This window comes from Formosa sediminum (assembly GCF_007197735.1).
GTDB lineage: Bacteria > Bacteroidota > Bacteroidia > Flavobacteriales > Flavobacteriaceae > Formosa > Formosa sediminum.
The window spans coordinates 843,171-869,740 of record NZ_CP041637.1 but is presented as its reverse complement, the minus strand read 5'-3'; the positions used below and the strand labels follow the sequence as shown (position 1 = coordinate 869,740).

Below are 26,570 nucleotides of genomic sequence, written 5' to 3'. Positions count from 1 at the left end.
AGAGGGAAGTTTTATAATACTAATACAGCATAGAACACATACATTATGAAAGATAATGGACAAAATAAAGTCAAAATTTTACCAATTACACATTTGGAGAAAGTGGCTTTAAAAAATAAAATTCTTAATTCAGTCGATAAAGTAGATAATAGAAGAAAGCACAGAAGATTAGCAGTGGGGGTGGCTTTTTCTTTAATCTGTCTTGCTGGATGTTTTATATTTCTATATAACACTCCAGATCCATCTATTACAGATATCGTAAATACATCTGAAAACGTAGATTACAGTACATCTAATGAGATTGTATTAATTTTAGGTAACGGCGAAAATTTAACCGTTTCAGAAGGTGAGAATAGTTTTAATTATTCTAATTCCGGAGAAACATTAATCATTGGTGAAAAAACAAAAATAGAACAAGAAACGACCACAAATAGTAAAGTTTCTTATAACACCCTTATAGTTCCTTACGGAAAACAATCTAAAATCAATTTGTCAGACGGTACAGAAGTTTGGTTAAATTCTGGATCAAAATTAATATATCCAGTTGCATTTACAGGGAATAAAAGAGAAATTTATTTAGAGGGCGAAGCTATTTTTGATGTAGCACACGATAAAAGTCATCCTTTTATAGTAAAATCTAAAGACCAAGAGGTTGAGGTGCTCGGAACTGTTTTTGGAGTAACTAGTTATGCAGATGAGAATGTTGTAAATACAGTTTTAAAAAGTGGTAGTGTTAATATTAGTTACCACAACAATCCTAAAACACATAAATATGCCGACAAAATAAAAATTACGCCAGGTACAAAAGCCACTTACAATAAAGATACTCAAGGTATTGTTTCAGAAAAAGTAAATGTAAATAATTACTTTTCTTGGAGAGATGGTGTTTTAATATTCCAAAACAACGATTTACGTTACGTGACCAATAGAATATCTAAATATTATAATATTAAAATTGAAATAGAAAATGAAGCCCTAGCAAAAGAGCGTTTTTCAGGTTATTTAAATTTAAATGAAGATCTAGATAAAGTCATTAAAAACATACAAGCCAGTACAAATATGAAGTACAAGAAGCTAGACAATAGAATCGTAATTAATTAATCTAAAATATTTTATGAAGTAAACATTTATTTGAATTTGTCAAAAGGCCAGAAGATGCGCCAACATCCTCTGGCTTATTTTAAACACATTGCTGTAGAGTACAGCAACATTTAACAATCAAACACAAAAATATGAAAAAAAACTCAAACATAGGAATTCTAATGCTTATGAGAATATTTCTATTATTTATTAGTTTAGGACTTACAGCAAGTTACGCAAATCCGTTGCTGGGTCAATCAAAAATTAATATTGATGTAAAAAGTATATCAATAGAAGATTTTTTTAAAGAAATTCAAGGTTCTAGTAATTACATTTTCTTTTATAAAGATGATGTGTTAAGTACTAACAAAAAAGTGTCTTTAAAATTTAAAGATGCTAATATTGATAAAGTTTTAGATAAGGCTTTTACTAATACAGGATTGAGTTATACTATAGAGGGGAAGCAAGTTGTTGTAAAAATGAAACAGCCAAAGTTAGCTGTTGCATTGGCAGGGCCTCAAGCTCAAGATTATGAAGTTTCTGGAACAGTAACAGGACCAGATGGTTTGCCTTTGCCTGGAGTTAATATTCATATTAAAGGAACAGCTCAAGGAACACAAACTAATTTTGATGGAGAGTATACTTTAAAAGTGGAAAACACATCTGTTTTAGTATTTTCTTTTATGGGTATGGTAAGCCAAACCATTACAGTAGGAGATAAAAAAACGATTAATGTAGTAATGGAAGAAGATGCTGCTGCATTAGAAGAAGTTGTTTTAGTAGGATATGGAACTCAGAAAAAAGAAGCAATTACTGGTGCTGTTGCAGTTGTAAACGGGGCAGAATTGGAGCAAGCACCAACATCTTCATTTGAGCAATCTTTACGTGGTAGTGTAGCTGGTATTCAAGCAAGTGCGTTAGATGGTGCACCAGGATCTAACACAGAAGTAAGAGTAAGAGGTATTGGTTCTATTAATGCCTCTAGCGAACCATTATATGTTATAGATGGTATACCAATCGCTGCGGGTAGTCAATCTACTAACGATAATGATGGTGCAAGTTCAAATGTAATGTCGTCTATAAATCCAAATGATATTGAAAGTATTAGTATTTTAAAAGATGCTGCATCAACAGCTATTTATGGTTCAAGAGGAGCAAATGGTGTAATCTTAATTAATACTAAGCAAGGAAAATCTGGTAAGGCATCTATTCAATTAAAAACATTAACAGGATTTAATTCTCAGGCGTCTAAAAACATATTAAAACCATTAAATGCAGCACAATACAAAGAGTTGTATATAGAAGGTTATGTAAATCTTGGGTTAACACAAGAAGAAGCGCAGGCTCAAATGGACAATTTGTATACACAACAAATAGATCCGTCTACAGGAGAAGCTACAGATACAGATTGGTTAGATGCTATTACACGTACAGGAGTTACACAAAGTTACGATTTAAGTATCCGTGGTGGTACAGATAAAGTGAAGTACTTTATGTCTGCAGGGTATATGGACCAAGAAAGTTATATTATTGGATATGGATTTAATAGATATAGTACACGTGCTAATTTAGAATACAAGGCTAGTGATATATTTACTATTTCTAATAATGTTTCAATTTCAGACATTACATCTTCAACAGCACCAGATGCTGGGTCATGGAATAACCCATTTAAATCTACATTAGAGTTATCTCCATTAATTCCTATTTACGATGAGGAAGGAGAATATAATGCAGAACATGTGGCTTACTTCCCTATTGGTAGTAACCCTGTAGGAAGTTTAAGTGGCGATGATACTTGGGAAACTAAGACAATGCGTATAATAGATAACTTTGCCATTTCTGCAAATATTTTAGACAATTTAGTATTTAGATCTCAATGGAATTTTGACATCCTTAGTATTAATGAATCTACATATTATAACCGTCGTTACGGAAGTGGTTACGAAACAAATGGGTATGCTTACGAAGCAAATACAACTAACAAAACATGGGTGGGTACACAAACTTTAAACTATAATTTTTCTTTAGGAGAAAGTCATGATTTTAGTGTACTTGCGGGGTATGAAGCTCAAAAAACCACTAACGAATCTTTTTCAGCATCAGGATCAGATTTTCCTAACGATATTGTAAAAACATTAAGTACAGCAGCTGCAGAATATGCAATTACTGGTACCGAAAGTGAATATACATTTAGTTCTATGTTCTTAAGAGCTAATTACGATTATGATAATAAGTATTTCCTTTCTGGAAGTATTAGAAACGATGGATCTTCTAGATTTGGATCAGATAAAAGATACGGTACATTTTATTCTGTAGGATTAAGTTGGAATATTGCTAAAGAAAATTTCTTAGATAATGTTAATTTCCTTGATTTACTTAAGCTAAGAAGTTCTTACGGTTTAACAGGTAATGCGGCTATTGGTAATTTTGCGTCATTAGGATTATATGGTTATGGCGATGATTACGATGGATCTCCAGGAGGAACGCCTTCTCAATTAGAAAATGCAGACTTAACTTGGGAAACTCAACAAAATTTTAATGTTGGATTAGATTTTGGTTTGTTTCATAGAGTAAACGGGACTATCGAATACTTTAATAGAGAGTCTACAGACCTTATCTTAGACGTGCCAATTTCTCCAACTACAGGTTTTACAGAGCTTACTCAAAATTATGGTTCGATGAGCAACAAGGGATTTGAGTTGACTTTAAATGTAAATATTCTGGATAAAAAAGATTTAAGATGGAGTGTAGGTTTTAATACAACATTCTTAAAAAACGAGATTACTCAATTAGATGAAGATTATACTGATGGTGCATTCAGAAGACAAGTAGGTGAAGACTTTCAATCATTTTACATGTATGGTTGGGCAGGTGTCGACCAAACAAACGGTGAAGTACAATACTATACAGATGCTTCAGAAACAACAATTACTAACGATATTGGAGAAGCAGAACGTTACTTAGTAGGTAAGTCTGCAACACCAGATTTTTACGGTGGTTTTAACACAGCAATATCTTATAAAGGCTTTAGTTTAAATGCTAGTTTTATGTACTCTTCAGGGAATTATTTACATGATGATAGAGCTGTAGGGTCACTTGGAGACGGTCGATTAACTCCTAGGAGTACGGCAACTTATTTATATGAAAACAGGTGGGTAGAAGGTAAAACGGATGCATTATTTCCTAAGTTTCAATGGGGAGGGCATTCTGGAAGTAACCAATCTGATGTTACAAGATGGTTATATGATGGAAGTTTTATTCGTTTAAAAGACCTGACAGTAGCATATAATTTTCCAGAAAAAATAACGTCTATTTTAAAACTTAACAGCGCAAGAGTATATGCAAGAGGTACAAATCTTCTAACATTTACTAAAGATAAAGATTTATATATAGATCCTGAACAATCTATTAGTGGTACTTATAATGGACTTACTCCAGCAATGAAAACCATTTCTGTAGGATTAGATATTCAACTGTAAAATAAAAAAAGACTTATGAAAAATTATAATAAAATTATATTATTGATTATGGTAGGACTTTTCTTATCATGCTCAGAATCATTCCTAGAACTTACGCCAACATCGTCTGTGTCAAGTGATGAAGCTATTACTAATTTAGAAGATTTGGAGGTTGCTGTAACGGGGGTGTACGATGAAATTTCAAGTTCGTACTACTACGGTAGATATATGTTTATGATTCCAGATGTTATGGCAGACGATGTAAAACAAAATCTATCTGCAAACAGAATTATTGATTATGCAGAACATGTTCAAAATGTAGACGATTCCCAAGCAAGTGCACTATGGGAAGGAATGTATTTTGCAAATAATGCATTAAATAATATCATTAACTCAGATGTAGAAGTAACAGAAGCTACACAAGAAGAAAAAGATCATCTTTTAGGGGAGGCTTATGCCTTAAGAGGATTAGTGTATTTTGACTTAGTAAAATTATTTGCACAACATTATACGTATACTGCCGACGCTAGCCATGCAGGAGTGCCTATTATTGTTGAATTCGATCCAACGTTAGAACCAGAACGAAGCACAGTTAAAGAAGTATACGACCAAGTTATATCAGATATGACAACAGCTATATCTTTAATGAGTGATACGTCTAGAACATCTAATTCTAATACATTATCAGCGACATCTGTAAAAGCATTATTAGCACGTGTATATTTATATAAAGAAGATTGGGCAAATGCAGAAGCAATGGCTACAGATGTTATTAACTCAAGTTATAGTTTGGTAGACAACGCTAATTATTTAACCGTTTGGTCGGTAGATAATAGCTCCGAGTCTATTTTCGAAATTTCAATGACAGAAACAGATAATGTAGGTGGTAATGGTATTTCAGGTTTATACCTAGCGGCAGCAGTTGGTGGTTATGGAGATTATTTACCGTCTAACGATGTTGTATCATTGTATAAAGAGGGTGATGCTAGATTAGATGTCTTTATTGACGATTTACTTTTAGCTGGAGATTACGCACCTTATAGAGTAAATAAATATCCAGAAGTATTGGGGTATGATAACGTAAAAGTAATGCGTCTTCCTGAACTGTATTTAATAAGAGCAGAGGCGAGAGCAGCATTAGGAACAGATATAGCAGGAGCTCAATCTGATGTAAATGTTGTTCGTCAAAGAGCACTTCCAACAGCCCCTGATGTTACCGCTACAGGAGAAGAGCTTATGGAAGAAATTATGCTTGAAAGACGTTTAGAATTATGTTTTGAAGGTCAAAGACTTTGGGATTTAATGAGAAAGAAAGAAGATATTGTGAGAACGCAATGTACATCTAGTATTTGCGAAATACCTTATGGAGATCACACCAATATCTTGCCAATTCCGCAGGACGAAACTGATGTAAATCCTAACATAGAACAAAATCCAGGCTATTAAAATTTAGTCTTGTAAACACATCTCTCTTGTTACACACATTAACTAAAAACAAATTAGTTAATGTGTGTGCAAGATTTTATATCGTACAATTAATTATAGGTTAATTCTAAACAAATTGATTGTCTCTTTTTTTTTCATTTCTAATTGAAATACTAATAGTATGGAACAAAACCGTAGAAATTTAGTGAAATTATTATCGCTAGGGTCGCTGGGAGCATTGTTGCCCGGGCAAACTGCTAGTGCACTTACATCGTTGTTAGAGTCTGTTCATTTAGATTCTAATCAAGACATACCCCAAAATTTACTTAAAGATAGTAAGATAGAAGCGCTTTATAAAAAAGCCATGGTTATAGACGGTTTAATTATTCCTAAAGGTTGGAATGAAGATTCTTTTGAAGCGCTCTCAAAATCTGGATATTCAGGATTTAGTACATCTTTACTTTCAGGAAGTTTAAAATCGGCTTTAAAAAATATTGAAGAATGGGACGAGCGTATAAAAAACAATTCAGATGTTCTAATAAAAGCGACTACTGCAAACGATTTTATTCGCGCAAAAAAGGAAAATAAAACAGCTGTATTATATGGATTTCAAAATGCCACAATGATGGAGAAATCTATAGATAACCTAGACACATTGTATAATGCTGGTACGCGTTGGATTCAGTTAACTTACAATCAAAGAAATTTATTGGGTGACGGAAGCACAGAACGTACAGATTGTGGTTTATCCGATTTTGGAATTGAAGCAGTAGAGCGTATGAATGAATTGGGAATTATGGTCGATTTATCACATTGCGGTCGTCAAACTACTTACGACGGAATTAAATTTAGTAAAACAGGAGCTTGTTTTAACCATTCCATGTGTGAGTCGCTCTATAAAGAGCACCCTAGAGCTAAAACAGATGATCAAATAAAAGCCATGGCAGACAAAGGTGGGATTATGGGAATTATATGCTTAGGTTACATGATAGGTCCAGATTTAGGTACAAAAACCACTTTAGAGACATATGTAGATCATATAGATCATGCTGTTAAAATTGCAGGAATAGATCATGTTGGTGTCGCTGCAGATTTTGCAATACAAGGTTTAGAGGCTACAGGTGCAACCAGAGAGAATTGGTATGTGCCAAGATTAACACGCTTTAAACCGTCTTATAAAGTACAGTGGCCACCATGGATTCCAGAATTAGACAAACCAGATCGTTACTTACAAGTTGCTAAAGTTTTAGATAAAAGAGGCTATAGTACTGGTGATATCGAAAAAATATTAGGTTTAAACTGGTTACGCTATTTTAAAGAGACTTTAAAATCTTAAAAATAAATTTAAAAAACAATCCCTTTTTATGAAATATGTTAGCACTTTGCTTTTGCTTCTTATTAGTGTAGTAAGTTGTAAAAAAACAATAAATACCGAAGTAAAAACACCAGAAAAAGTAGTGTATGATGTTGTTTTTAGAGAAGGGTTAGCTGGTAAATATGAAAAGTCTTATACAGGTAATAATAGTATGCATTACTATTATACATATACAGACCGTGGTCGAGGTCCGGAATTTGAGGAAGACTTAACATTAAATGCTAAAGGATATATAACGACGCAAACTGTTACAGGTGTAAATTATTTAAAAGACTCTATACATGAGTTTTTTAAGAGTAATAAAAATAGCGCTACTTGGTTAAATCCAAGAGGTGAGACAAAGGGCGACTTCTATGGAGACGCCCTTTATTTTAGGTATGAAGGCTCTCCTGCTATTTATGAAATATTAGCAAATCTTTTATTAGGGGCAGAAGACAAGAAAATACACTTGTTTCCAAAAGGAGAAATAGAGCTTGTTACAAATACCTCAATAACACTTTCTAATAATACCGTTCTTAACTTATTAATGATTAAAGGACTAGATATGAATCCTACATATCTCTGGATGATCGATAATGAGATGGTGGCTAAAATTTCAGGAAATTTACATATTATCAGAACAGATTTAAAAGCATTTCGTTTAGAGATGAAAGAGATTCAAGATACTCTTGAAGATGAATATTTGGCGAGTCTTGCAAAAAAATTAACTCATAATATAGACACGGTTATTATTAAAAATGTTGATGTTTTTACAGCTCAAGGAACTGTGTTAAAACATCAAGATGTTGTTGTAAATGGCGATATTATTCAGTCCATTAATAATACCAATAACGCTACAAACTCTAATTTAAAAGTTATTGACGGAACGGGTAAAACACTTATGCCAGGTATGTTCGATATGCATACTCATAATACTAAATTTAGAGGGATGTTGCATATAGCAGGTGGGGTAACATCTGTTAGAGATATGGCAAATAACAAGCAATTAAAAACATTAAATAATCAGTTTACATCTAATGAAATTATTGGTCCGCGTATAGTTACTTTTTGTGGGATAATTGATGGCGATGGACCTTATGCTAATCAGCGAAACGTGGTTAGTAGTTTAGAAGAGGGTTTGTCTGAAATTCAGGAATATAAAGATTTGGGGTATGAGCAAATTAAATTATACAGTTCAATCCGTCCAGAATGGGTAGAGCCACTTACAAAACGCGCTCATAAATTAGGCATGCGTGTAAGTGGGCATATTCCAGCTTTTATGACGGCAACACAAGCTATAAATCAAGGTTATAATGAGATTCAGCATATGAACATGGTGTTTCTAAACTTTATGTCCGATACCATAGACACACGAACTCCATTGCGTCACACCATGTCTGCATATCATGGGGTAGATATAGATTTACAGTCTAAAGACTATATCAATTTTATAAAGCTTTTAAAAGATAAAAATATACGTATAGATCCAACGGTTGCAATTTTCGAGAATATGTTTGTGTCTGTTAAAGGAGAACCTAGTCCAACATATGATGCTATTTTAGAACGTTTACCATTACTCAATCAGCGCGATTATTATAGTGGTGGGTTGCCAAAGTCTGGAGAAAAAGTAGCACGTTATAAAGGCAGTTTTCAAAAAATGCTAGACGTAGTTTTAGATTTGTATAACAATGATATAGAAGTCGTAGCCGGTACAGATGGACTACCAGGATTTTTGTTTCACAGAGAACTCGAGTTGTATGTACAAGCAGGAATTCCTATTCCTGAAGTCTTAAAAATAGCAACTATAAAATCGGCAGAAATGACTGGGGTTTCAGATTTATATGGGTCTATAGAAGTCGGTAAAAAAGCGAACTTGGTATTAATAGATGGTCACCCAATAAACCATATTAGCGATATTCGTAATGTGGAGTGGACCATGCAAAATGGGCACCTTTTTTACTCTAAAACGCTATATGAAGCTATGGGGATTAAACCTTAATCTTTAATTGCCTTTTAAATAAAAATTATAACTCTATTAAAAAACTGTCTATATAATTAGATAAACTTACTTAGTTATAACAGCCACTTAAATTAATTAATAGTCAAATTATGAAGTATATTTTCTTAGCACTTCTTTCGGGTTGCATATATTCTGCTCATGCCCAAGAATCGAATTTTTTTAATAACAGCCGGACTATTCTAGGAATCCATAAAGAACGTACAGCGTCAATGGGAATAGGTGATATTGATAATGATGGAGATATGGATATTGTTGTTGCTAATGGTAGACATTGGCCAGGACAAAATAAAATATTTATAAATAACGGTCGAGGAATTTTTACAGTCTCGAAGAATTTGGGCACAGAACAAGAAACAAGTTACTCTACAGAACTTGTAGATTTTAATGGCGATGGTTTTTTAGACATAGCTGTAGGTAACGATATGGCTCCAAATTACATTTTTTTTAACGATGGAAAAGGAAACTTTACTAAAGGAAATGCGTTTGGAGAAAAATATGGACATACCAGAAACATTGTTGTAGCCGATTTAGATAACGATGGAGATATGGACATTTTAATTACCAATAGAGGTAGTGAAAACGAAATTTGTTTAAATAACGGAAAAGGTGTTTTTACAGAAGTTATTGGGTTTGGTAATAAAAAAGATTCTACTATAGATGTTGAGGTTGCAGATATGAATGCAGACGGGCATTTAGATTTGATTTTAGCCAATAGAGATGATCAACCAAACTATGTGTATTTAAATGATGGACATCTAAATTTTACTAAAAAAATACCTTATGGAACAGGTAACGATGTCACTCGGTCTGTAGCCGTTACAGATATAGATAATGATGGTTATAACGATATTATTACTGCTAATATTGGTGAGCCAAATGTTATTTATTTTGGCAGTAAAAAGGGGACTTACGATCGTAAAGTTGTATTCGACAGCAGTTCAGATAAATCTTACTCTTTATCTATCGCTGATTTAAATGGCGATGGAAAGACAGATATTATAATAGGAAATGTTGGGGCGCCTAATACAGTGTTTATTAATTCTGGAGATGCAACCTCTTGGGAGAAAATTAATTTAAAAGATGTAGAGTATAGCACTTACGATATTCTCACAGCAGACTTAAATGGAGATGGTAAATTAGATATTATTGAAAGTAATTCAGACGAGTTAAACTTGTATTACTTCAATAGATTTACTCCAAAATTCCCTTGATTTTTAAATTAAAATTATACTACAAAAATATCAAAAGATGATACATAAAAATAAATCAAAAATTAAGATTAATAAAACAAGTCATTTATTAAAACTAGGAGTATTGCTTTTAGTTGCTGCTTGCTCTTCTGCGCCTAATAAATGGGACAATATAAATGAAGAAGGTAGTTTTTTAGTGTATAGAAGGCAATCTTTAATTGGAGAAGAATCTTATAAAATTACATCAACAAAAGATTCCATTTTTGTTTCGTCTCTACAAGGAGAAAATGAAAGAGGTCGAATTACAGGAGTAGAGTCTGAGTTGCATTTAGATAAAAATTTAAAGCCCGCTTTTTATTTAAACAGAAGGTTAACAAGTAAAGATACCATTGTCAATATAGAAATAAAGCAAGAGGCAGATGGGGTTTCTGTTTGGGAAAAGAACAGAGATTATGTAAAAGCTAGTAATACAGATTTTTTTCCAGTACATAGTAATATTCCGGCAGGAGTAGAAATGATGCTATATCATTATTACTTTAAACAAGGCGGAACCGGAAGTATTCCTATTTTACCAAGGGGCGAAATTACCATGAATTTTATCAAGAAAGATACTGCAAAAATCAAGGGTGAAAACGTGATTTTAAGTCGTTATGTTGTTGAAGGTATTAATTGGGGCGGACGTACCGTTTGGGTAGATGAAAACCAAAATTTAGTCGCTTTAGTTAAAGCAAATACACAAATTAGAGAGTATATTAAAAAAGGTTACGAAGAAGCAAAACCTTTATTTGTTCAAGGAAATGTTGAAGAACAAATGTCTGCATTATCAAAATATACCAAAGATTTAAAAGGCACGCAAGCAAAAGTAAAAGCGTTAGTTGGAGGGAATTTAGTAGATGGACTATCTGAAACTGCTCAAGAAGATATGACTGTAATTATTTCAGATGGACATATCTCTAAAATTGGTAAACGTACAGAAGTAGAAATTCCAGACGATGCAGAGGTTATAGATGTTACTGGAAAAACTCTAATTCCAGGATTATGGGATATGCATGCGCATTCTAATCAAGTACAGTGGGCTCCAGCATATTTGGCTGGTGGAGTAACAACCATTAGAGATAATGGTAACGAACTTGAATTTGCAACTTCATTTAGAGATGCAATTGCTAATAATGGTGCTTTAGGACCAGATATTTTATTAGCAGGGATGACCGATGGAGCAGGAATACAAGGAAATGGAGTAGTAAGAGCTAGAACAGAGCAAGAAGCAAAAGAAGTTGCAGACTTATATTATTCTAACGGTTATAAACAAATAAAAATATACTCGTCTGTAGATCCAGAATTAACAAAGGTATTAGCAGAAGAAGGCCATAAACGCGGGATGACAATTACTGGTCACGTTCCAAATGGTATTGGTAATGCCCGCGGTGCAATTAATGCGGGTATGGATATGTTAAGTCACCGTTCTCGAATTTTAACGGTTTTATTTCCTGGACAAAAAGTAGAAGACTTAGGAAGTAACTATATTCTTAATAACGATATTACGCAAGAACAAATAGACGATGCCATAGCTTTTTTATTAAAGCATAAAACAGTTTTAGACGTTACAATTGCCTTAGATGTGGTTAGAGCTATGCCAAAAGGATCTGTATTAGAAAGTATAGAGCCGGATGCAGATAGAATTGCATACGAGTTATTTGAAGGGAAACGTTTTAGAACAGGCTTATCTCCAGAACGTTCTAAAGCTGCTAAAGCAGATTATATTAAAGCTATGAACATACTTGGTCAATTTTATAGAGCAGGTATTCCTATTGTTGCGGGTACAGATAATATTGTTCCCGTATTCGGATTGTATTTAGAGATAGAAACCTACCAAAAATATGGAGGAATGACTCCTCTAGAAGCGATAAAAACAGCAACAATTATTCCTGCAACAGCTATGGGGTTAGGTGAGCAAACAGGAACTTTAGAAATAGGAAAAGAGGCAGATATTGCCATATTAGATAAAAATCCTTTAGTTAATATCTCTAACATCAGAACGGTTTCTGCAGTGCTTACTAATGGAAATTATTATAAGAGTAATCCATTGTGGGAAGCAGCAGATTTTAAACCTGCTGAATAATAAAAAATTTAAACGAAATTAAAATTTAAAACAATGCGTAAAATTCTAAATATTTTTTTAATAGCTATGTTAGTAGCTAGTTGTGCCAAACAGAGTCCAGTAGAGACACCAGAAAAAGATTATAATCCCGAAGCAAAATTAGAGGCTTTAAATATAGTGCTTCCAGAGCCTCCTAAACCCGTTGCAAACTATGTAAATGGTGTTAGAACAGGGAATCTTATTTTCTTAGCAGGAAAAGGACCTAAACGAGTAGATGGAACAGAAATTACAGGAAAATTAGGACAAGATATAACTATAGATGAAGGTTATGATGCTGCAAGATTAGCTGCAATTAATCAGTTAGCAGTATTAAAAGACATGCTAGGCGATTTAAGCAAAGTAAAACGTATTGTAAAGGTTTTAGGTTTGGTAAATTCAGATCCTAATTTTTTAGAACAACCTAAAGTTATTAATGGTTTTTCAGATTTAATGGTCGATGTTTTTGGAGAAAAAGGGAAGCATGCTCGTGCCGCTATAGGTGTTGCTTCTTTACCTCGAGCGCAAGCTGTAGAAATTGAATTGGTGGTAGAGGTTTACGAGTAAATTGTAGTAAAGTTAAAATCATAATTTAAGAACCATACTTAATAAAATATACAATTTAATATGAACCCAAAAAATAAAAATACACAAGGCAATTTTATATTTAAGGCCGCTCTTTTACTAGTGTTTGCTTGTGGTTTTGTGAAAATTTCTAGTGCTCAAGAGCTAAAAATGAAATATCTAGGTGGAGCAGGTTGGGAAATGACAGAAGGAGATCTTACTATTTTAGTAGATCCTTATTTGTCTAGATTAAAGTTAGGAGATAGCCCAGCTAATAGTAAAGATGATACTAGAAAAAGCTTTTACCCTAAAGATGTTTATGTACCCGATACAGTTACTATAGATAAGGTGTTAGATAAAAAAATAGATTTTATTCTTGTACACCATTCGCATCTAGATCATTTAGCAGATGTACCATACATTGCAAAAAAAACAGGAGCGACAGTTATTGCTACAGAAACCAGTTGTAAAATCTTAAAAGCATATGGAATTCCAGAAAAACAGTTGCTTAGAGTGCGTGGTGGAGAAGATTATCAGTTTGATAAATTTTCGGTTAGAGTTATTCCTTCAATACATTCCGCATTAAATGATAAGCATTATTATGATTCTAGAATGCATGATGAAGACATAGATTTGCCTTTAAAATTAGAAGATTTTATTGAGGGGAAGTCACTAATGTTTTTAGTGCGTTTCAATAATCATAAAGTATTAACAGCAGGTTCTATGAACTTTTTAGAACGTGAAGTAGATGGTTTAAAACCGGATATTATTTTGCCTGGTGTTAATTTTTCTAGATTAGAAATATACAAGTACACAGAGCGTTTAATGGCGTTAACTAATTATCCTAAAATTGTTATTCCTACACATTGGGATAATTTTAGAGTACCGTATGGATTTTCTCAAGACGAGGCTATAAATAAAAAAGTAAAACCTTTTATTGAAGAAGTGAAAATAGCTTCTCCAAATTCTAAAGTTATTGTTCCAGTACATTTAGAAACTATAACTATAAAGTAAAGTAGTGTTTATAGAACCTAAGGGTTCATTGTATAAAAGAACTAAAATGAAACTAGTATTTATTCAAACAGGAGGTACTATAGATAAAGAATATCCGCATACTACCAAAGGTTGGGCGTTCGAATTTGGAGCACCAGCAGTAACGCGTATTCTAGAAAAATTAAATCCGTCTTTTGAATACGAAATTGTTTCAGTTTGTAAAAAAGATAGTTTAGAAATTACAGACCATGATAGAGCCAATATAGCGAAGTTAATTAACGAATCTCCTGAAAGTAAATACGTTGTAACTCACGGCACAGATACCATGATAGAGACCGCTAAATATTTAGAACAACATGTTAAAAATAAGATTGTTGTTATTACTGGCGCTATGCTTCCTGAACGCTTTTACAATTCAGACGCAGCCATACAATTAGGAACTGCTATAGCTACCACTAATTTGGTGAAATCTGGTATATATGTTGCTATGCATGGTGTAGTTAAATCTAGCTCGGATATAAAACGAAACCTAAAAACGGGACAGTTTTTCTAAATAAAAAATCAGAGTTTTACACTATTCTGAATGTTTGTTAATTTGTTAATAAGGCATACTATTTTTAATAGTATGCCTATTTTTTTATGATGTTAAAACTCTATTTTATTACGGAAAAACCGTAACAAAATTCCTTTTCAAAATTTTATCTTTATCCCAAATTTAAGTCGACAAATTATGATAGAGGAAAGTCTAAAAAAAGGCGCTTGGACAAGGGTGCTTTTACTTATTTTGCCTTACTTTATAGTGGTAGGATTATTCCAAATTCTAGGATTGTATTTAGCAGGTGTAGAGTTTATGAATCCGGAATACGAGCGAAATACAATACAGCACTTAATTGTAAAAACATTCGATTTAATGGGGACGTTTTTAGTGCTATGGTTTTTTATGAAGAAATTAGATAAAGAACCTTTCGTTAATCTTGGTTTTCAAATTAAAAACAGACAGAAAGATGTTTTTTTAGGCTTAGCTGTTGGGCTAATTATTATGGCTTTAGGTTATATAATTTTAGTGTTGTTAGATGAAATATTTTATGTCGAATTAAATTTTAATTTTAAAGAAGTTATCACTACTACACTGCTTTTTATTGTTGTTTCAATAGTAGAAGAAACACTCTTAAGAGGTTATGTATTAAGAAATCTAATGTATTCGTTAAATAATTATGTGGCGTTAATTTTATCTTCAATTTTGTTTGCTACAATGCACTTAGCAAATCCTAATATAGACGCTTTTGCTTTTTTTAATTTGTTTCTTGCTGGCATCTTGTTAGGACTGTCTTATCTGTATACAAAAAACTTATGGTTCCCGATTGCATTGCATTTAAGTTGGAATCTGTTTCAATCTCTGTTCGGATTTAATGTAAGCGGATTAGATGCGTATTCATTAATAGAATTTAAAATTTTAGATTTTAATCAGTTAAATGGAGGTGCTTTTGGATTTGAAGGATCTTACCTCTCTATTTTAGCTCAAATTATAACTATTACTTGTATTTACTTCTATCTAGAAAAGCATTCAAAAAATAAAACACAACTAACGTAGAATTTTAATTAAATTTTTGCGTTAAATGGTGTTAGAGTCATAAATAACTAATTATTATATAGCTTCTTTAAGGCATTTACTGGATGTCGAAAAGCATTGAATAAATAGTGTAGTTTGTATTAAAACCGACTTACTTTGTTATTTTTGCAAATTCATTAATGTCACAGTAAAAAGGTGTTTTTTATATCAAAAAGTTAAAATTAAAAGGGTAAGTGGGGACGTTTAAACAAGGTAGATATTCAGGGTTTTTAAGACCTATTTCGTACACCATAGATTTGTGCATAATAAATGTTTTGGCCTTATCTTTTTTCTTTCCTACGGTTAAGCCTATATTATTTATTTCTTTAGTATCCTCTACTTGGGTGATTCTTTCTTTATACTCTAATTTTTACGAAGTGTATCGTTTTACACGAGAAGTAACCATCATGTCATTATTGCTTAAACAAACCGTATTGTTTACTTTAATTGTATTTGCTTACTTTGGATTTAGACATAATTTAAACGTAGAGAGTACTGAAGTTTTAAAGTATATTGGTTTGGTTTTTTTGCTTATTGGCTTAGCTAAATTTACAATATTCTATCTTCTTCAAAAATACCGTGCATCTTTTGGAGGGAATGTTAGAAAAACGGTGATAATTGGTAAAAATAGACAAACCAATGCATTAGAAACATTTTTTAAAAATAATCCTGAATATGGATACTCGCTTAAAAAAGTATTTAATTTAAGAGATAAAAATCAAAACTCTTTAGATGATTGTTTAAAGTTTATAAAAGAAAGACAAGTAGACGAAATTTATTGTTCTATTACAGAGTTGTCTAATAGTCAGATTTTACAAGTGGTTAGCTTTGCAGATAACAATTTAAAAATTTTAAAATTTTTACCCGATAATAAAGAAATTTACTCTAAAAAATTAAAATACGAATATTACGATTTTATTCCCATATTATCACTTCGAAACATTCCTCTACAAGACGATGTGAATTTGTTTATTAAAAGGTTATTTGATATTGTTTTTTCTGTATGTATCATTGTATTTATATTGTCTTGGTTAACACCAATTCTAGCAATAATAATAAAGTTGGAATCTAAAGGGCCTGTTTTCTTTAAGCAATCTAGAAATGGTTTTAACTATAAGGAATTTAAGTGCTATAAATTTCGTTCTATGACTCCCAATACAGATGCACATCTATATCAGGCCACAAGAGGCGATCTTAGGGTTACTAAAGTTGGTAAATTTATTAGAAAAACAAGTATAGACGAGTTGCCTCAATTTTATAATGTGCTTTTTGGCGATATGTCTGTGGTTGGACCTAGACCACATATGGTTAGTCATACACATATGTACGCCAAACGAATCGATAAATTTATGGTGCGCCATTTCGTTAAACCAGGAATAACAGGCTTAGCACAAATAAGCGGATTTAGAGGAGAAGTAGAGACAGATAAGGATATTATTAATAGAGTGAAATACGATATTTTTTATGTTGAAAACTGGTCCTTATTACTAGATATCAAAATTATCTTCCAAACGTTGTTAAATGCTTTTAAAGGAGAAGAAAAAGCGTATTAAATGAATCACGTCTCAACACCATTAGTATCTGTAGTTACACCTGTATTTAATGCCGAAAAATTTATAGCACAAACTATCCAGAGTGTGATATCGCAAACCTATACCAATTGGGAACTTATACTTGTAGATGATGGCTCTGTGGATAAATCTTTGGAAATCATATCAGATTTTCAAAAAAAACACTCAAATATATTTTTGTACAAAAATGTACAAAATTCTGGTGCAGCTATAACTAGAAATAAAGGAATGGCAGAAGCAAAAGGTGCTTATATAGCTTTTTTAGATGCAGACGATTTTTGGCTTCCAGAAAAATTAGAAATACAAATCGGGTTAATGGAATCTAGGCAACTCGAAGTGTCTTTTTCTAGTTATAATCTTATGGATGCGAACGGTAACCTATTAGGACAACACGTACAAGCATTAAAAAAACTTACTTATAACAAACTTTTAAAATGTAATTATATCGGTAATTTAACAGGTGTTTATAATGCTGAGCGTTTAGGTAAAATTTATACCAAAAACTTAAGAAAACGTCAAGATTGGTTACTTTGGTTAGAGGCCGTAAAACGAACCAAACAGCCCGTAATAGGTATTCAAGAGCCTTTGGCTAATTATAGGTTACAACCAAATTCTATGTCGGCTAATAAACTGGGCCTCATAAAATATAATTATTCCGTTTATAAAACAGGACTTAATTTCTCTACAGTAAAATCTGTATATTTTATGTTGCTCTTTATATACGAATATATTTTTGTAAAGTCTAAAAATACTATTGAGACACCAAAGACTTAAATTGTTTTAATTTACCACTTTTAGAGCGTTTTAAAACATTATGTTTTTCAAAAGTAATAATTAAGCCAGCTTCTAAATATCGTGTCATTTCTTCAATTATAGCGCGTTGTTTAGGTTTAGAAATTTCAGATTTACCCACGTAATCTATTTTAAATTCGGCTGCTGTATTTTGGGTAATTACAAATTCTTTTACATTACCATCGTCTTCAATAATGGTTTTTGTAATGTAATAAAATGTTAATCCTGCTGCGCGTTTACCACTTGGCAATATAGCCATATCATTTGTACGTCCAATTAACTTTTCTAAAACAGGTTTTTGTGATGTACTGGTTTTAGATAGAACCCCAATATCGCCTAAATCGTATCGAATAAATGGATGTGCTTTATTGTAAAGCGAAGTAATTACAATTCGGCCTTCTTGTCCGTAAGGTAAAGGTAAATTTTTATCGTCTAAAACTTCAACAAAAAGCGTATCGCTATTTACCTGCCAAATATCTTCTGGGTTCTGAAAAGCAATCAAATCTAGTTCAGAGGCGCCATATTCGTTAATAACAGGAACTCCAAATTGCTGCTCTAAAAGTAGTTTGTCGTCAGGAAAAAGCATTTCCGATGTAACTACACAGCATTTTAAAGTAGGGCATACCGTTTTTAAAACCAGATTTTTAGTGTTTAAATATTTAGCAAATTGTACAATAGCGCTCGTATAACCATTTATATAATCAAATGGTTTGGTTTTAAAAATGCTTAGATAATTGTCTAAAGCAGTATCGCTTAAATTAAAAATAGAAAAGCGATAACGGCTGCTTAGCTTATCTTTTATACGCTCTTTATAATAGCCAAATTTATCTAACGGAATACCATAAAATCGTGCTTGAAGCGAACGGTTAAAATCGATACCATACCAACCAAATCGGTTTTGTATTTCAGCCCAAGTTAAAGCATGGCAGGTTTTATCTTTTGCAAACACAAACGGATCTCCAGACGAACCAGACGTTTTATTTAAGTATACGTTTTTAGGCGAAAAGCCTTCAGATAATCGCTGATTTAATGGTTGCTGTAAATCGCGTTTTGTCATTACAGGAACAGAATTCCAATGTTCTAGATCTATATTTTTTCCGAAAGATTTATAAAACGAATTATGTTTTAAATGAAATGCAATAATCTCTCTTTTTTTAGAATTTAGATAGTCTTCATACGCCGTTGCATTTAATTTTTGAATATTAGAAAGTGTGCGTTTGGCTTCCTGTAAAGGGAAACCATTAAGTTGTAACGTAAGATTGAATATCTTCAAAAGAGAATGATGTATATGTTTTTGTAAAATAATTATTTTTTAAGCGTAAAAGCAATTATTTTTGCTTCAAACTATATTTGATATGACAATTTTAATACTAGGTTCAGGCGGAAGAGAACACACTTTCGCATGGAAAATTTCTCAAAGTCCATTATGTAAAAAACTATTTGTTGCTCCGGGTAACTCGGGAACGGCAGCCATAGCAGAGAATGTGGCCATAGGTGTAACAGATTTTGAAGCGATTAAAACCTTAGTATTAGAACACAATATTGATATGGTTGTCGTGGGGCCCGAAGATCCATTAGTGCAAGGGGTACATGATTTTTTCTTGAACGATGAGAAATTAAAACATGTTGCTGTAATCGGACCAGAACAAGCTGCCGCAGAATTAGAAGGCAGTAAGGAGTTTGCTAAAGAATTTTTATTCAGACATAATATTCCAACAGCGGCTTACCAAAGTTTTAATGCCTCTAATGTAGAAGAGGGTTATGCATTTTTAGAAACTTTAAAAGCACCATACGTTTTAAAGGCAGACGGGTTAGCAGCAGGAAAAGGCGTGCTAATTTTAAATGATTTAGATGAAGCTAAAGCTGAATTAAAAGCCATGTTGGTCGATTCTAAATTTGGAGCAGCAAGTACTAAAGTTGTAATTGAAGAATTTTTAGATGGAATTGAATTAAGTTGTTTTGTGTTAACAGACGGCACTAACTATAAAATATTGCCAACGGCTAAAGATTACAAGCGTATAGGTGAAGGCGATACCGGTTTAAATACAGGTGGAATGGGAGCCGTGTCTCCAGTGCCATTTGCTACTGATGAATTTTTAGAAAAAATCGAAACTCGAATTGTAAAACCGACTATCGATGGTTTGGTTAAAGATAACTTACCATATAAAGGTTTTGTATTTATCGGACTTATAAAAGTGGGAGACGACCCTATGGTTATTGAGTATAATGTGCGCATGGGAGATCCAGAAACCGAGGTTGTTTTACCAAGACTTAAAAACGATCTAGTAGAGTTGTTTCAAGCTGTTGCTAACGGAACTTTAAATGAAATAGATTTAGAGGTAGACGAGCGTGCAGCAACTACAGTAATGACTGTTTCTGGAGGCTATCCTGAAGCTTACGAAAAAGGAAAAGAAATTACTGGGCTAGAGGCTATAGAAGGTTCTATTCCGTTTCATGCTGGTGCAGATGTCAAAGATGGGAAAATTGTGACAACAGGAGGCCGTGTTTTAGCGATTACCTCTTACGGTAATACTTACCAAGAGGCCATAAAAAAATCTTACCAAAATATAGAAAAACTACATTTTGATAAGATGTATTATCGTAAAGATATTGGTTTCGATTTATAGAAATGAATGAGAAGATATACTTTTATCTTCTTCATTATTGTCATTAAACCCTTTTAATTGGATCATCCAGTATACAAAAAATCCCATACCGATTAATATAAAAATCCATGAGAATGCGTTTGCTGCAAACCAGTTTGTAAGTTCAAGTTCTCTAATAGCGTCCAGAGGAGCGAACAATACATTGACAAATAAATCCTGTATCGCGTAAAAAAAATCTTTCATAGTATGGTATATTTACAAAACAAAAATACAAAAAGAGTTAATGATTACAAGTATTTTTAGTAAATCTAAACCAATAAACTTTCTAGTTGTATTTGCAATAACCGTTGCAACTTTTTTTATTGCCCATTTTAAATACACAGAAGGGGCGGGATTAGTACAGCATTATGTTAAATATTTTTTTGTGTTTTGTGCCAGTTTCTGCTCAATTTTAGTGCTCGATTTTTTAGTGAGTAAAAATAAATTAACACAAAAAAGTAGTTACGAAATTCTGCTATATGCTTTGTTTTTAATGGCTTTGCCACAAACTATGTTAAGTGAAAATATTGTATATGCTAATTTTTTTATTCTTTTAGCTACACGTCGAATTTTAAGTTTAAGATCGCAAATAGACGTGAAAAAGAAACTGCTTGATGCTGCATTTTGGATTGCTATAGCGTCTTTATTTTACTTTTGGGCTATCCTTTTTATTATTTTAATTTATGTGGCATTATTATTTCATTCCAATACAAATTTAAAAGATTGGATTATTCCAGTATTAGGTGTAGGCTCTGTTTTTGTGCTAGGTATTTCTTACTCTATACTGGTTTATAATGATTTTTTTTCAGCTTTAGATTTGCTTCCAGCTGTTAATTTAAACTTTAATGTATATAACACGCCGCAGTATATTATTGGTGTTACTTTGCTAGTGTCTTTCGGAATTTGGTCTTCGGTATTTTATATACGTACCATTAAATCTAAAAAAAGTGACTTTAAACCCGCTTATAAAGTTGTACTTGTAGCCGCGCTTATTGCTTGTAGTATCATGATTTTATCTCCTAAAAAAGAAGGCGGAGAGTTCTTGTTTTCTTTTGCGCCTTTGGCTGTAATTATAACAAATTATTTAGAAACTATTCAAGATAAATGGTTTAAAGAACTGTTTCTTGGTCTTTTAATTTTTGTTCCGTTTTGTTTATTACTGTTGTAATTTTTGTCCGAAACATAAATCTCCTGCATCTCCTAAACCAGGAACGATATAGCCTTTTTCATTTAGATTTTTATCTATTGTAGAAATCCATAAATGCGCATTTTCATTTTTAAAATGATTAGATACATATGCTACGCCTTCTTCAGCTCCAATTACACTTACTAAATGTATTTCTTTGGGAGTGCCAAAAGGTTTTAAAGCTTCGTAAGTTGCAACCATAGATTGGCCTGTAGCTAGCATGGGGTCTGCCAGAATTAAAGTTTTGTTTTCTAAACTTGGGCATGCCAAATATTCAACAATAATTTCAAAACGTTCAGGGGCAGATTTATGGTGTCTGTAAGCTGATATGAATGCGTTTTCTGCAGCATCAAAATAATTTAAAAGACCATTGTGTAATGGTATCCCAGCGCGTAGAATAGAACAAATTACAATCTCGTTTTCTGGTAAATTAATTTCAGTAGTGTCTAAAGGGGTCTCAATAATTTTACTTTTAAAATGTAACGACTTACTAAGTTCGTATGCCAGAATTTCGCCAATACGTTCAATGTTACGTCTAAAACGCATATTGTCTGTTTGAATGGTTTTATCTCGTAATTCAGACATAAATACATTTAAAATGGTGTTTTCTTTAGATAAATTGTGAATTAACATGAGTCTCTTTTAAGGTGTGTGGTAAAGTTAATTATTTAGAAGTAAATTTGCGTTTGTATTTATATTTAATAATCAATCAAATGTAGATCTACATTATAATCGATTTAAGAGCTTTTAGCTAAAAAATATGTAGGTTTGTGTTTTAAAATAAAAATTATGTTTACAACTAAGGCAAATGCTATTTTTCAAGAAGCTATAAATACATATCATATTATAAATACTGTAGATCAAGAATTTTTAAATCCTTACTCTAAAGATGAAGATTTATTAGGACATTTATTATATAGAAAATGCTGGATAGATACTGTACAATGGCACTATGAAGATATTATTCGTGATCCACAAATAGATCCGGTTGCTGCTCTAACGTTAAAGCGTAAGATTGATGCCTCTAATCAGGATCGTACAGATATGGTAGAGTATATCGATAGCTATTTTTTAGAACAATATAAAGATATTACACCAAATCCAGATGCTACAATTAATACAGAGAGTCCTGCTTGGGGTGTAGATAGGTTATCTATTTTGGCTTTAAAAGTATACCATATGGAAGAAGAAGCGACTCGAGAAGACGCTACTGATGCTCATAGAGCTGCTTGCCAAACAAAGTTAGATATTCTTTTAGAGCAACGTGTAGATTTATCTACAGCCATAGATACATTACTACAAGATATTGAATCTGGAAAAAAATATATGAAAGTATACAAACAGATGAAAATGTATAATGACGATGAGCTTAATCCTGTTTTACGTTCTCAAAAATAAGTGGCTAAGCACGCACAACATATATTAATTATACGTCTCTCTGCTATGGGAGACGTTGCAATGTCTGTACCTGTCTTACGGGCGTTAACAATGCAATATCCCGACTTAAAGATTACGGTGTTAACCCGACCGTTTTTTAAGCCTTTTTTTCGCGATTTAAATCAAGTATCTGTATATGCAGCAGATTTAAAAGGAGCACACAAAGGTGTGTTAGGTTTATATAAACTGTCTAAATCCCTTAAAAAATTGAATGTTAATGCTGTGGCAGATATTCATAATGTGCTGCGTACTAAAATTTTAAAACTGTTCTGTTTTGGAATTCCATTTGCACAAATAAATAAAGGTAGAAGTGAAAAGAAAGCATTAACACAGGGCACAATCTTTAAACAACTTCCAACTACTATTGAGCGTTATGCTCAGGTGTTTAAAAGTTTAGGGTTTCCGGTAGATTTATCTAAGCCTACTTTTCCAAAGCCTTCAATTTTATCAGATAAATTACAAGTTATTTTGGGACATCATGATACGAAATGGATTGGTATTGCACCTTTTGCAGCTCATGAGAGTAAAATGTATCCTTTAGATAACATGGAATCAGTTATAAAAACGTTGTCTAAAGATTTTAAAGTGTTTTTATTTGGTGGTGGTGCTAAAGAGGTTGAAATATTAAATAAATTTCAATCCAAGTATAACAATGTGGTTAATCTTGCGGGGCAATTAAATTTTAATGAAGAATTAGATATTATATCTAACCTAGACGTCATGCTGTCTATGGATTCTGGTAATGGACATATGGCTGCTATGTTGGGGAAAAAAGTAATAACTATTTGGGGTGTTACGCATCCCTTTGCTGGTTTTGGGCCTTTCAATCAACCAGACCATTATGCTTTAACGGCCGATCGGGTTGAATTCCCGTTAATTCCAACTTCAATTTACGGAAACAAATTTCCTGAAGGGTATGAAAAAGCTTCCGGAACGATTGCTCCGGAAACCGTTGTTAATAAAATTTTATCTGTAATTTAAACGTCGTCGTAATCTACAACGATAGAAGGAGTTGTAGGATGTGCTTGACACGTTAATACTAAGCCTTCTGCCAATTCACTATCTGTTAAAATATTATTTTGGGTCATGGTTGCTGCACCTTCTGTGACACGTGCAATACAACTACTACAAATTCCGCCTTGGCAAGAATATGGTGCATCAATTTGTTTTGCTATCGCAGCTTCAAGAATAGATTGTTTCTGAGACATGACAAATTCGGTTTCCTCATCATCTACAATAATTTTTATGATAGTCGATCCATCATTAACAACTGTTGTATTTGCTGTATTTTCAGAGGTAACAGGTGCGGTAAATAATTCAAAATGAATATCGGATTCTGCAACACCAAAATCCTTCAGTACATCTTTTGTTGTGGTAATCATACCTTCTGGACCACATAAGTAAAAGGTGTCAATTTTATTATTTTTATAAGTGTTTTTCAATAAAAAATTAACTGTACTTCTTTCTATTCTTCCAAACATAGCGTTTTCTTCTTGAGATTGACTAAAAATCATTTGAATAGAAAAACGCTCAGTATATTTACTATGAAGTGCTAATAATGCGTTGAAAAAAATAGTGTCTTTAGGTGTTTTATTACCATAAATTAAAATAAAATGACTGTTAGGTTCATCTTCTAAAATAGTTTTAGCAATACTCATTATAGGGGTAATTCCGCTCCCGGCAGCAAAAGCAGCAACCGTTCTAGTTTTAGAAGCATCTGCTTCAAAAACAAAACGTCCGTTAGGTTCTGCGACCTCTAAAACATCTCCTACTTTTAAAGTTGTGTTAGCGTATTTAGAGAACAGACCGTTTTCTATAGCTTTAACAGCCACCGTTAATGTGCCGCTTTTTGGAGATGTACAAATAGAATAATCTCTGCGAATATCTTTGCCGTCTATTTCAGTTTTTAATGTAATATATTGTCCAGCTTTAAAGCTGAATTTTTCTTTTAAGGATGAAGGAACATCGAAGCTAATTGTTACTGCAGCTGCTGTTTCTTTATTTATATCTTGTATTGCAAGTTTATGGAATGCCATTGAAATTCTTTTTTACAAATTTAGTGAAGCTAAAAGGTTTATAAATATAATTAAGAAAAAAAATAATACATCAGATTCTTATGTATTTAAAATTAATCCCTATATTTAACGGTATTATGGCAAACAATAATTTATATAAAGGGAGTTTAAATACTATCATTCTAAAGTTGTTACAAGAAAAGGATAGTATGTATGGTTATGAAATTACTCAGAAAGTTAAGGCTTTAACTCAGGGTGAATTATCTATTACCGAAGGTGCTTTGTATCCTGCATTGCATAAGTTAGAGGCTGATGGGTTTTTAGAGGTTGAGGTTGTGAAAGTAGATAATCGTTTGCGAAAATATTATAAGTTAACCGAGCGAGGAACAAAAGAAACAGCCGATAAATTATCGGAATTAGAACGCTATATAGAAACGATGAAAGTATTGGTGAATCCTAAATTTAGTTTAGAGTAATTATGAAGTTATCGACAAATGAAATAAGACAGATTGAAAAATATCTTGATTCAAAAGGGATTATTTATGTGGATTTAAGATTTGAAATTTTGGATCATATAATATTGCAAATAGAAGAGGAAATTAATGGTTCGGGGATTGATTTCGAGTCTGCTTTTCTTCATGTTACTAAACAATGGAATGCTCATTTTTATCAAACTAGTAGTTTGCTTTTTGGTGTAATGTTTCCTGCACCAAAACTGATCCTTGATAAAGCAAAAAAAATATATTTAAAGTATTTTATAATTTACACGTTATCATGCTTCCTTTTTCCTTTTCTTAATAAAGAAGTTGAAATCCCCGCATTCTTAAAGTTTGTTATTATTGGGGTTGCACTTTTATTCTCAATTATTTCATTAGTTAATTTTAATAAAGTTAGAAAGTCTACTAAAAAAACTGTTTATAGTTTTATTGCTAGAACTCAAATATGGAGCGTTGTATTTTTTCCTGTAATCATATCTGTTGTTGGTCAAGGGTTAAATACATCAGTATGGTTTTTGTTTAATGTTTTCTTGATTTACTATAGTTCTAATGTGTTTTTAAAAAAGCACAAACAAATCGTAAAACAGTTTAATTAAT

23 protein-coding genes are annotated in these 26,570 nt (G+C 32.4%); 19 read left to right on the top strand and 4 right to left on the bottom strand.

Annotated features, from left to right (window positions below; genetic code table 11):
• Nucleotides 1-45 precede the first annotated feature (45 nt).
• From FNB79_RS03910 to FNB79_RS03845, 13 genes are all read left to right on the top strand, one after another.
• A complete protein-coding gene (locus FNB79_RS03910) occupies nt 46-1,101 on the top strand; it encodes a FecR family protein (protein WP_143380061.1) in 1,056 nt (351 codons plus the stop codon).
• Between the two features lie 131 nt (nt 1,102-1,232).
• The gene (locus FNB79_RS03905; protein WP_143380060.1) at nt 1,233-4,562 is read left to right on the top strand and encodes a TonB-dependent receptor; all 3,330 of its coding nucleotides are present in this window, start codon (nt 1,233-1,235) and stop codon (nt 4,560-4,562) included.
• A gap of 15 nt (nt 4,563-4,577) precedes the next feature.
• Nucleotides 4,578-5,987, top strand: coding sequence for a RagB/SusD family nutrient uptake outer membrane protein (locus tag FNB79_RS03900; RefSeq protein WP_143380059.1), 1,410 nt, complete (start codon nt 4,578-4,580; stop codon nt 5,985-5,987).
• Nucleotides 5,988-6,147: 160 nt separating this feature from the next.
• Complete coding sequence (locus FNB79_RS03895; protein WP_143380058.1) at nt 6,148-7,302, top strand: dipeptidase; 1,155 nt, start codon at nt 6,148-6,150, stop codon at nt 7,300-7,302.
• A gap of 28 nt (nt 7,303-7,330) precedes the next feature.
• Nucleotides 7,331-9,319, top strand: coding sequence for an amidohydrolase family protein (locus FNB79_RS03885; RefSeq protein ID WP_143380057.1), 1,989 nt, complete (start codon nt 7,331-7,333; stop codon nt 9,317-9,319).
• 110 nt (nt 9,320-9,429) lie between these two features.
• On the top strand, nt 9,430-10,551 hold the full coding sequence (locus FNB79_RS03880; protein WP_143380056.1) for an FG-GAP repeat domain-containing protein: 1,122 nt from the start codon (nt 9,430-9,432) through the stop codon (nt 10,549-10,551).
• 37 nt (nt 10,552-10,588) lie between these two features.
• Complete coding sequence (locus FNB79_RS03875) at nt 10,589-12,649, top strand: amidohydrolase family protein (protein ID WP_143380055.1); 2,061 nt, start codon at nt 10,589-10,591, stop codon at nt 12,647-12,649.
• Nucleotides 12,650-12,682: 33 nt separating this feature from the next.
• On the top strand, nt 12,683-13,231 hold the full coding sequence (locus FNB79_RS03870) for a RidA family protein (protein ID WP_143380054.1): 549 nt from the start codon (nt 12,683-12,685) through the stop codon (nt 13,229-13,231).
• Between the two features lie 60 nt (nt 13,232-13,291).
• The gene (locus tag FNB79_RS03865; RefSeq protein ID WP_143380053.1) at nt 13,292-14,242 is read left to right on the top strand and encodes an MBL fold metallo-hydrolase; all 951 of its coding nucleotides are present in this window, start codon (nt 13,292-13,294) and stop codon (nt 14,240-14,242) included.
• A 46-nt stretch (nt 14,243-14,288) separates the two neighbouring features.
• A complete protein-coding gene (locus FNB79_RS03860; protein WP_143380052.1) occupies nt 14,289-14,774 on the top strand; it encodes an asparaginase domain-containing protein in 486 nt (161 codons plus the stop codon).
• Nucleotides 14,775-14,951: 177 nt separating this feature from the next.
• The gene (locus FNB79_RS03855) at nt 14,952-15,812 is read left to right on the top strand and encodes a CPBP family intramembrane glutamic endopeptidase (RefSeq protein WP_143380051.1); all 861 of its coding nucleotides are present in this window, start codon (nt 14,952-14,954) and stop codon (nt 15,810-15,812) included.
• Between the two features lie 212 nt (nt 15,813-16,024).
• Entirely contained in the window at nt 16,025-17,383 is a 1,359-nt protein-coding gene (locus FNB79_RS03850) for an undecaprenyl-phosphate glucose phosphotransferase (protein WP_143380050.1), read from the top strand.
• On the top strand, nt 17,384-18,175 hold the full coding sequence (locus FNB79_RS03845; protein WP_143380049.1) for a glycosyltransferase family 2 protein: 792 nt from the start codon (nt 17,384-17,386) through the stop codon (nt 18,173-18,175). It begins immediately after the preceding gene.
• On the opposite strand, the gene FNB79_RS03840 is transcribed toward FNB79_RS03845, so the two are convergent.
• Nucleotides 18,153-19,466, bottom strand: coding sequence for a phenylacetate--CoA ligase family protein (locus tag FNB79_RS03840; RefSeq protein WP_143380048.1), 1,314 nt, complete (start codon nt 19,464-19,466; stop codon nt 18,153-18,155). The two genes, FNB79_RS03845 and FNB79_RS03840, sit on opposite strands and share 23 nt — an antisense overlap.
• A gap of 82 nt (nt 19,467-19,548) precedes the next feature.
• Here FNB79_RS03840 and purD point away from each other — a divergent pair, with 82 nt between their 5' ends.
• Nucleotides 19,549-20,820 carry a phosphoribosylamine--glycine ligase gene (purD, locus tag FNB79_RS03835; RefSeq protein WP_143380047.1) on the top strand — a complete coding sequence of 424 codons (1,272 nt, stop codon included), beginning with the start codon at nt 19,549-19,551 and terminating at the stop codon, nt 20,818-20,820.
• On the opposite strand, the gene FNB79_RS03830 is transcribed toward purD, so the two are convergent.
• Nucleotides 20,815-21,042: a DUF6341 family protein gene (locus FNB79_RS03830; RefSeq protein ID WP_143380046.1), complete on the bottom strand. Its 228-nt coding sequence runs from the start codon at nt 21,040-21,042 to the stop codon at nt 20,815-20,817. The genes purD and FNB79_RS03830 overlap by 6 nt on opposite strands.
• Nucleotides 21,043-21,082: 40 nt before the next feature.
• Between FNB79_RS03830 and FNB79_RS03825 the strand changes: the two genes are divergently transcribed.
• The gene (locus tag FNB79_RS03825) at nt 21,083-22,006 is read left to right on the top strand and encodes a DUF6427 family protein (protein WP_143380045.1); all 924 of its coding nucleotides are present in this window, start codon (nt 21,083-21,085) and stop codon (nt 22,004-22,006) included.
• Here FNB79_RS03825 and upp read toward each other — a convergent pair.
• Nucleotides 21,995-22,657, bottom strand: coding sequence for a uracil phosphoribosyltransferase (upp, locus tag FNB79_RS03820; protein ID WP_143380044.1), 663 nt, complete (start codon nt 22,655-22,657; stop codon nt 21,995-21,997). The two genes, FNB79_RS03825 and upp, sit on opposite strands and share 12 nt — an antisense overlap.
• Before the next feature lie 156 nt (nt 22,658-22,813).
• On the opposite strand from upp, the gene FNB79_RS03815 reads away from it, so the two are divergent.
• Together FNB79_RS03815 and FNB79_RS03810 are read left to right on the top strand one after the other, a co-directional pair.
• The gene (locus FNB79_RS03815; protein WP_143380043.1) at nt 22,814-23,422 is read left to right on the top strand and encodes a DUF4254 domain-containing protein; all 609 of its coding nucleotides are present in this window, start codon (nt 22,814-22,816) and stop codon (nt 23,420-23,422) included.
• A gap of 45 nt (nt 23,423-23,467) precedes the next feature.
• Nucleotides 23,468-24,442 carry a glycosyltransferase family 9 protein gene (locus FNB79_RS03810; RefSeq protein ID WP_143380042.1) on the top strand — a complete coding sequence of 325 codons (975 nt, stop codon included), beginning with the start codon at nt 23,468-23,470 and terminating at the stop codon, nt 24,440-24,442.
• Here the strand turns inward: FNB79_RS03810 and FNB79_RS03805 are convergent.
• The gene (locus FNB79_RS03805) at nt 24,439-25,497 is read right to left on the bottom strand and encodes a ferredoxin--NADP reductase (RefSeq protein ID WP_143380041.1); all 1,059 of its coding nucleotides are present in this window, start codon (nt 25,495-25,497) and stop codon (nt 24,439-24,441) included. The genes FNB79_RS03810 and FNB79_RS03805 overlap by 4 nt on opposite strands.
• Nucleotides 25,498-25,613: 116 nt before the next feature.
• Between FNB79_RS03805 and FNB79_RS03800 the strand changes: the two genes are divergently transcribed.
• Nucleotides 25,614-25,952, top strand: a complete 339-nt coding sequence (locus FNB79_RS03800; RefSeq protein WP_143382551.1) for a PadR family transcriptional regulator — start codon at nt 25,614-25,616, stop codon at nt 25,950-25,952.
• 2 nt (nt 25,953-25,954) lie between these two features.
• Nucleotides 25,955-26,569 carry a hypothetical protein gene (locus FNB79_RS03795; RefSeq protein WP_143380040.1) on the top strand — a complete coding sequence of 205 codons (615 nt, stop codon included), beginning with the start codon at nt 25,955-25,957 and terminating at the stop codon, nt 26,567-26,569.
• The last annotated feature ends 1 nt before the right edge of the window (nt 26,570 follow it).

Coding starts and splice junctions, on each gene's coding strand:
- FNB79_RS03845 (WP_143380049.1), top strand. CDS start 17,384: ATGAATCACGTCTCAACACCATTAGTATCTGTAGTTACACCTGTATTT.
- FNB79_RS03825 (WP_143380045.1), top strand. CDS start 21,083: ATGATTACAAGTATTTTTAGTAAATCTAAACCAATAAACTTTCTAGTT.
- FNB79_RS03855 (WP_143380051.1), top strand. CDS start 14,952: ATGATAGAGGAAAGTCTAAAAAAAGGCGCTTGGACAAGGGTGCTTTTA.
- FNB79_RS03870 (WP_143380054.1), top strand. CDS start 12,683: ATGCGTAAAATTCTAAATATTTTTTTAATAGCTATGTTAGTAGCTAGT.
- FNB79_RS03880 (WP_143380056.1), top strand. CDS start 9,430: ATGAAGTATATTTTCTTAGCACTTCTTTCGGGTTGCATATATTCTGCT.
- FNB79_RS03885 (WP_143380057.1), top strand. CDS start 7,331: ATGAAATATGTTAGCACTTTGCTTTTGCTTCTTATTAGTGTAGTAAGT.
- FNB79_RS03905 (WP_143380060.1), top strand. CDS start 1,233: ATGAAAAAAAACTCAAACATAGGAATTCTAATGCTTATGAGAATATTT.
- FNB79_RS03805 (WP_143380041.1), bottom strand. CDS start 25,497: ATGGCATTCCATAAACTTGCAATACAAGATATAAATAAAGAAACAGCA.
- FNB79_RS03795 (WP_143380040.1), top strand. CDS start 25,955: ATGAAGTTATCGACAAATGAAATAAGACAGATTGAAAAATATCTTGAT.
- FNB79_RS03800 (WP_143382551.1), top strand. CDS start 25,614: ATGGCAAACAATAATTTATATAAAGGGAGTTTAAATACTATCATTCTA.
- FNB79_RS03910 (WP_143380061.1), top strand. CDS start 46: ATGAAAGATAATGGACAAAATAAAGTCAAAATTTTACCAATTACACAT.
- FNB79_RS03815 (WP_143380043.1), top strand. CDS start 22,814: ATGTTTACAACTAAGGCAAATGCTATTTTTCAAGAAGCTATAAATACA.
- purD (WP_143380047.1), top strand. CDS start 19,549: ATGACAATTTTAATACTAGGTTCAGGCGGAAGAGAACACACTTTCGCA.
- FNB79_RS03875 (WP_143380055.1), top strand. CDS start 10,589: ATGATACATAAAAATAAATCAAAAATTAAGATTAATAAAACAAGTCAT.
- FNB79_RS03900 (WP_143380059.1), top strand. CDS start 4,578: ATGAAAAATTATAATAAAATTATATTATTGATTATGGTAGGACTTTTC.
- FNB79_RS03860 (WP_143380052.1), top strand. CDS start 14,289: ATGAAACTAGTATTTATTCAAACAGGAGGTACTATAGATAAAGAATAT.
- FNB79_RS03810 (WP_143380042.1), top strand. CDS start 23,468: ATGGGAGACGTTGCAATGTCTGTACCTGTCTTACGGGCGTTAACAATG.
- FNB79_RS03895 (WP_143380058.1), top strand. CDS start 6,148: ATGGAACAAAACCGTAGAAATTTAGTGAAATTATTATCGCTAGGGTCG.
- FNB79_RS03865 (WP_143380053.1), top strand. CDS start 13,292: ATGAACCCAAAAAATAAAAATACACAAGGCAATTTTATATTTAAGGCC.
- upp (WP_143380044.1), bottom strand. CDS start 22,657: ATGTTAATTCACAATTTATCTAAAGAAAACACCATTTTAAATGTATTT.
- FNB79_RS03830 (WP_143380046.1), bottom strand. CDS start 21,042: ATGAAAGATTTTTTTTACGCGATACAGGATTTATTTGTCAATGTATTG.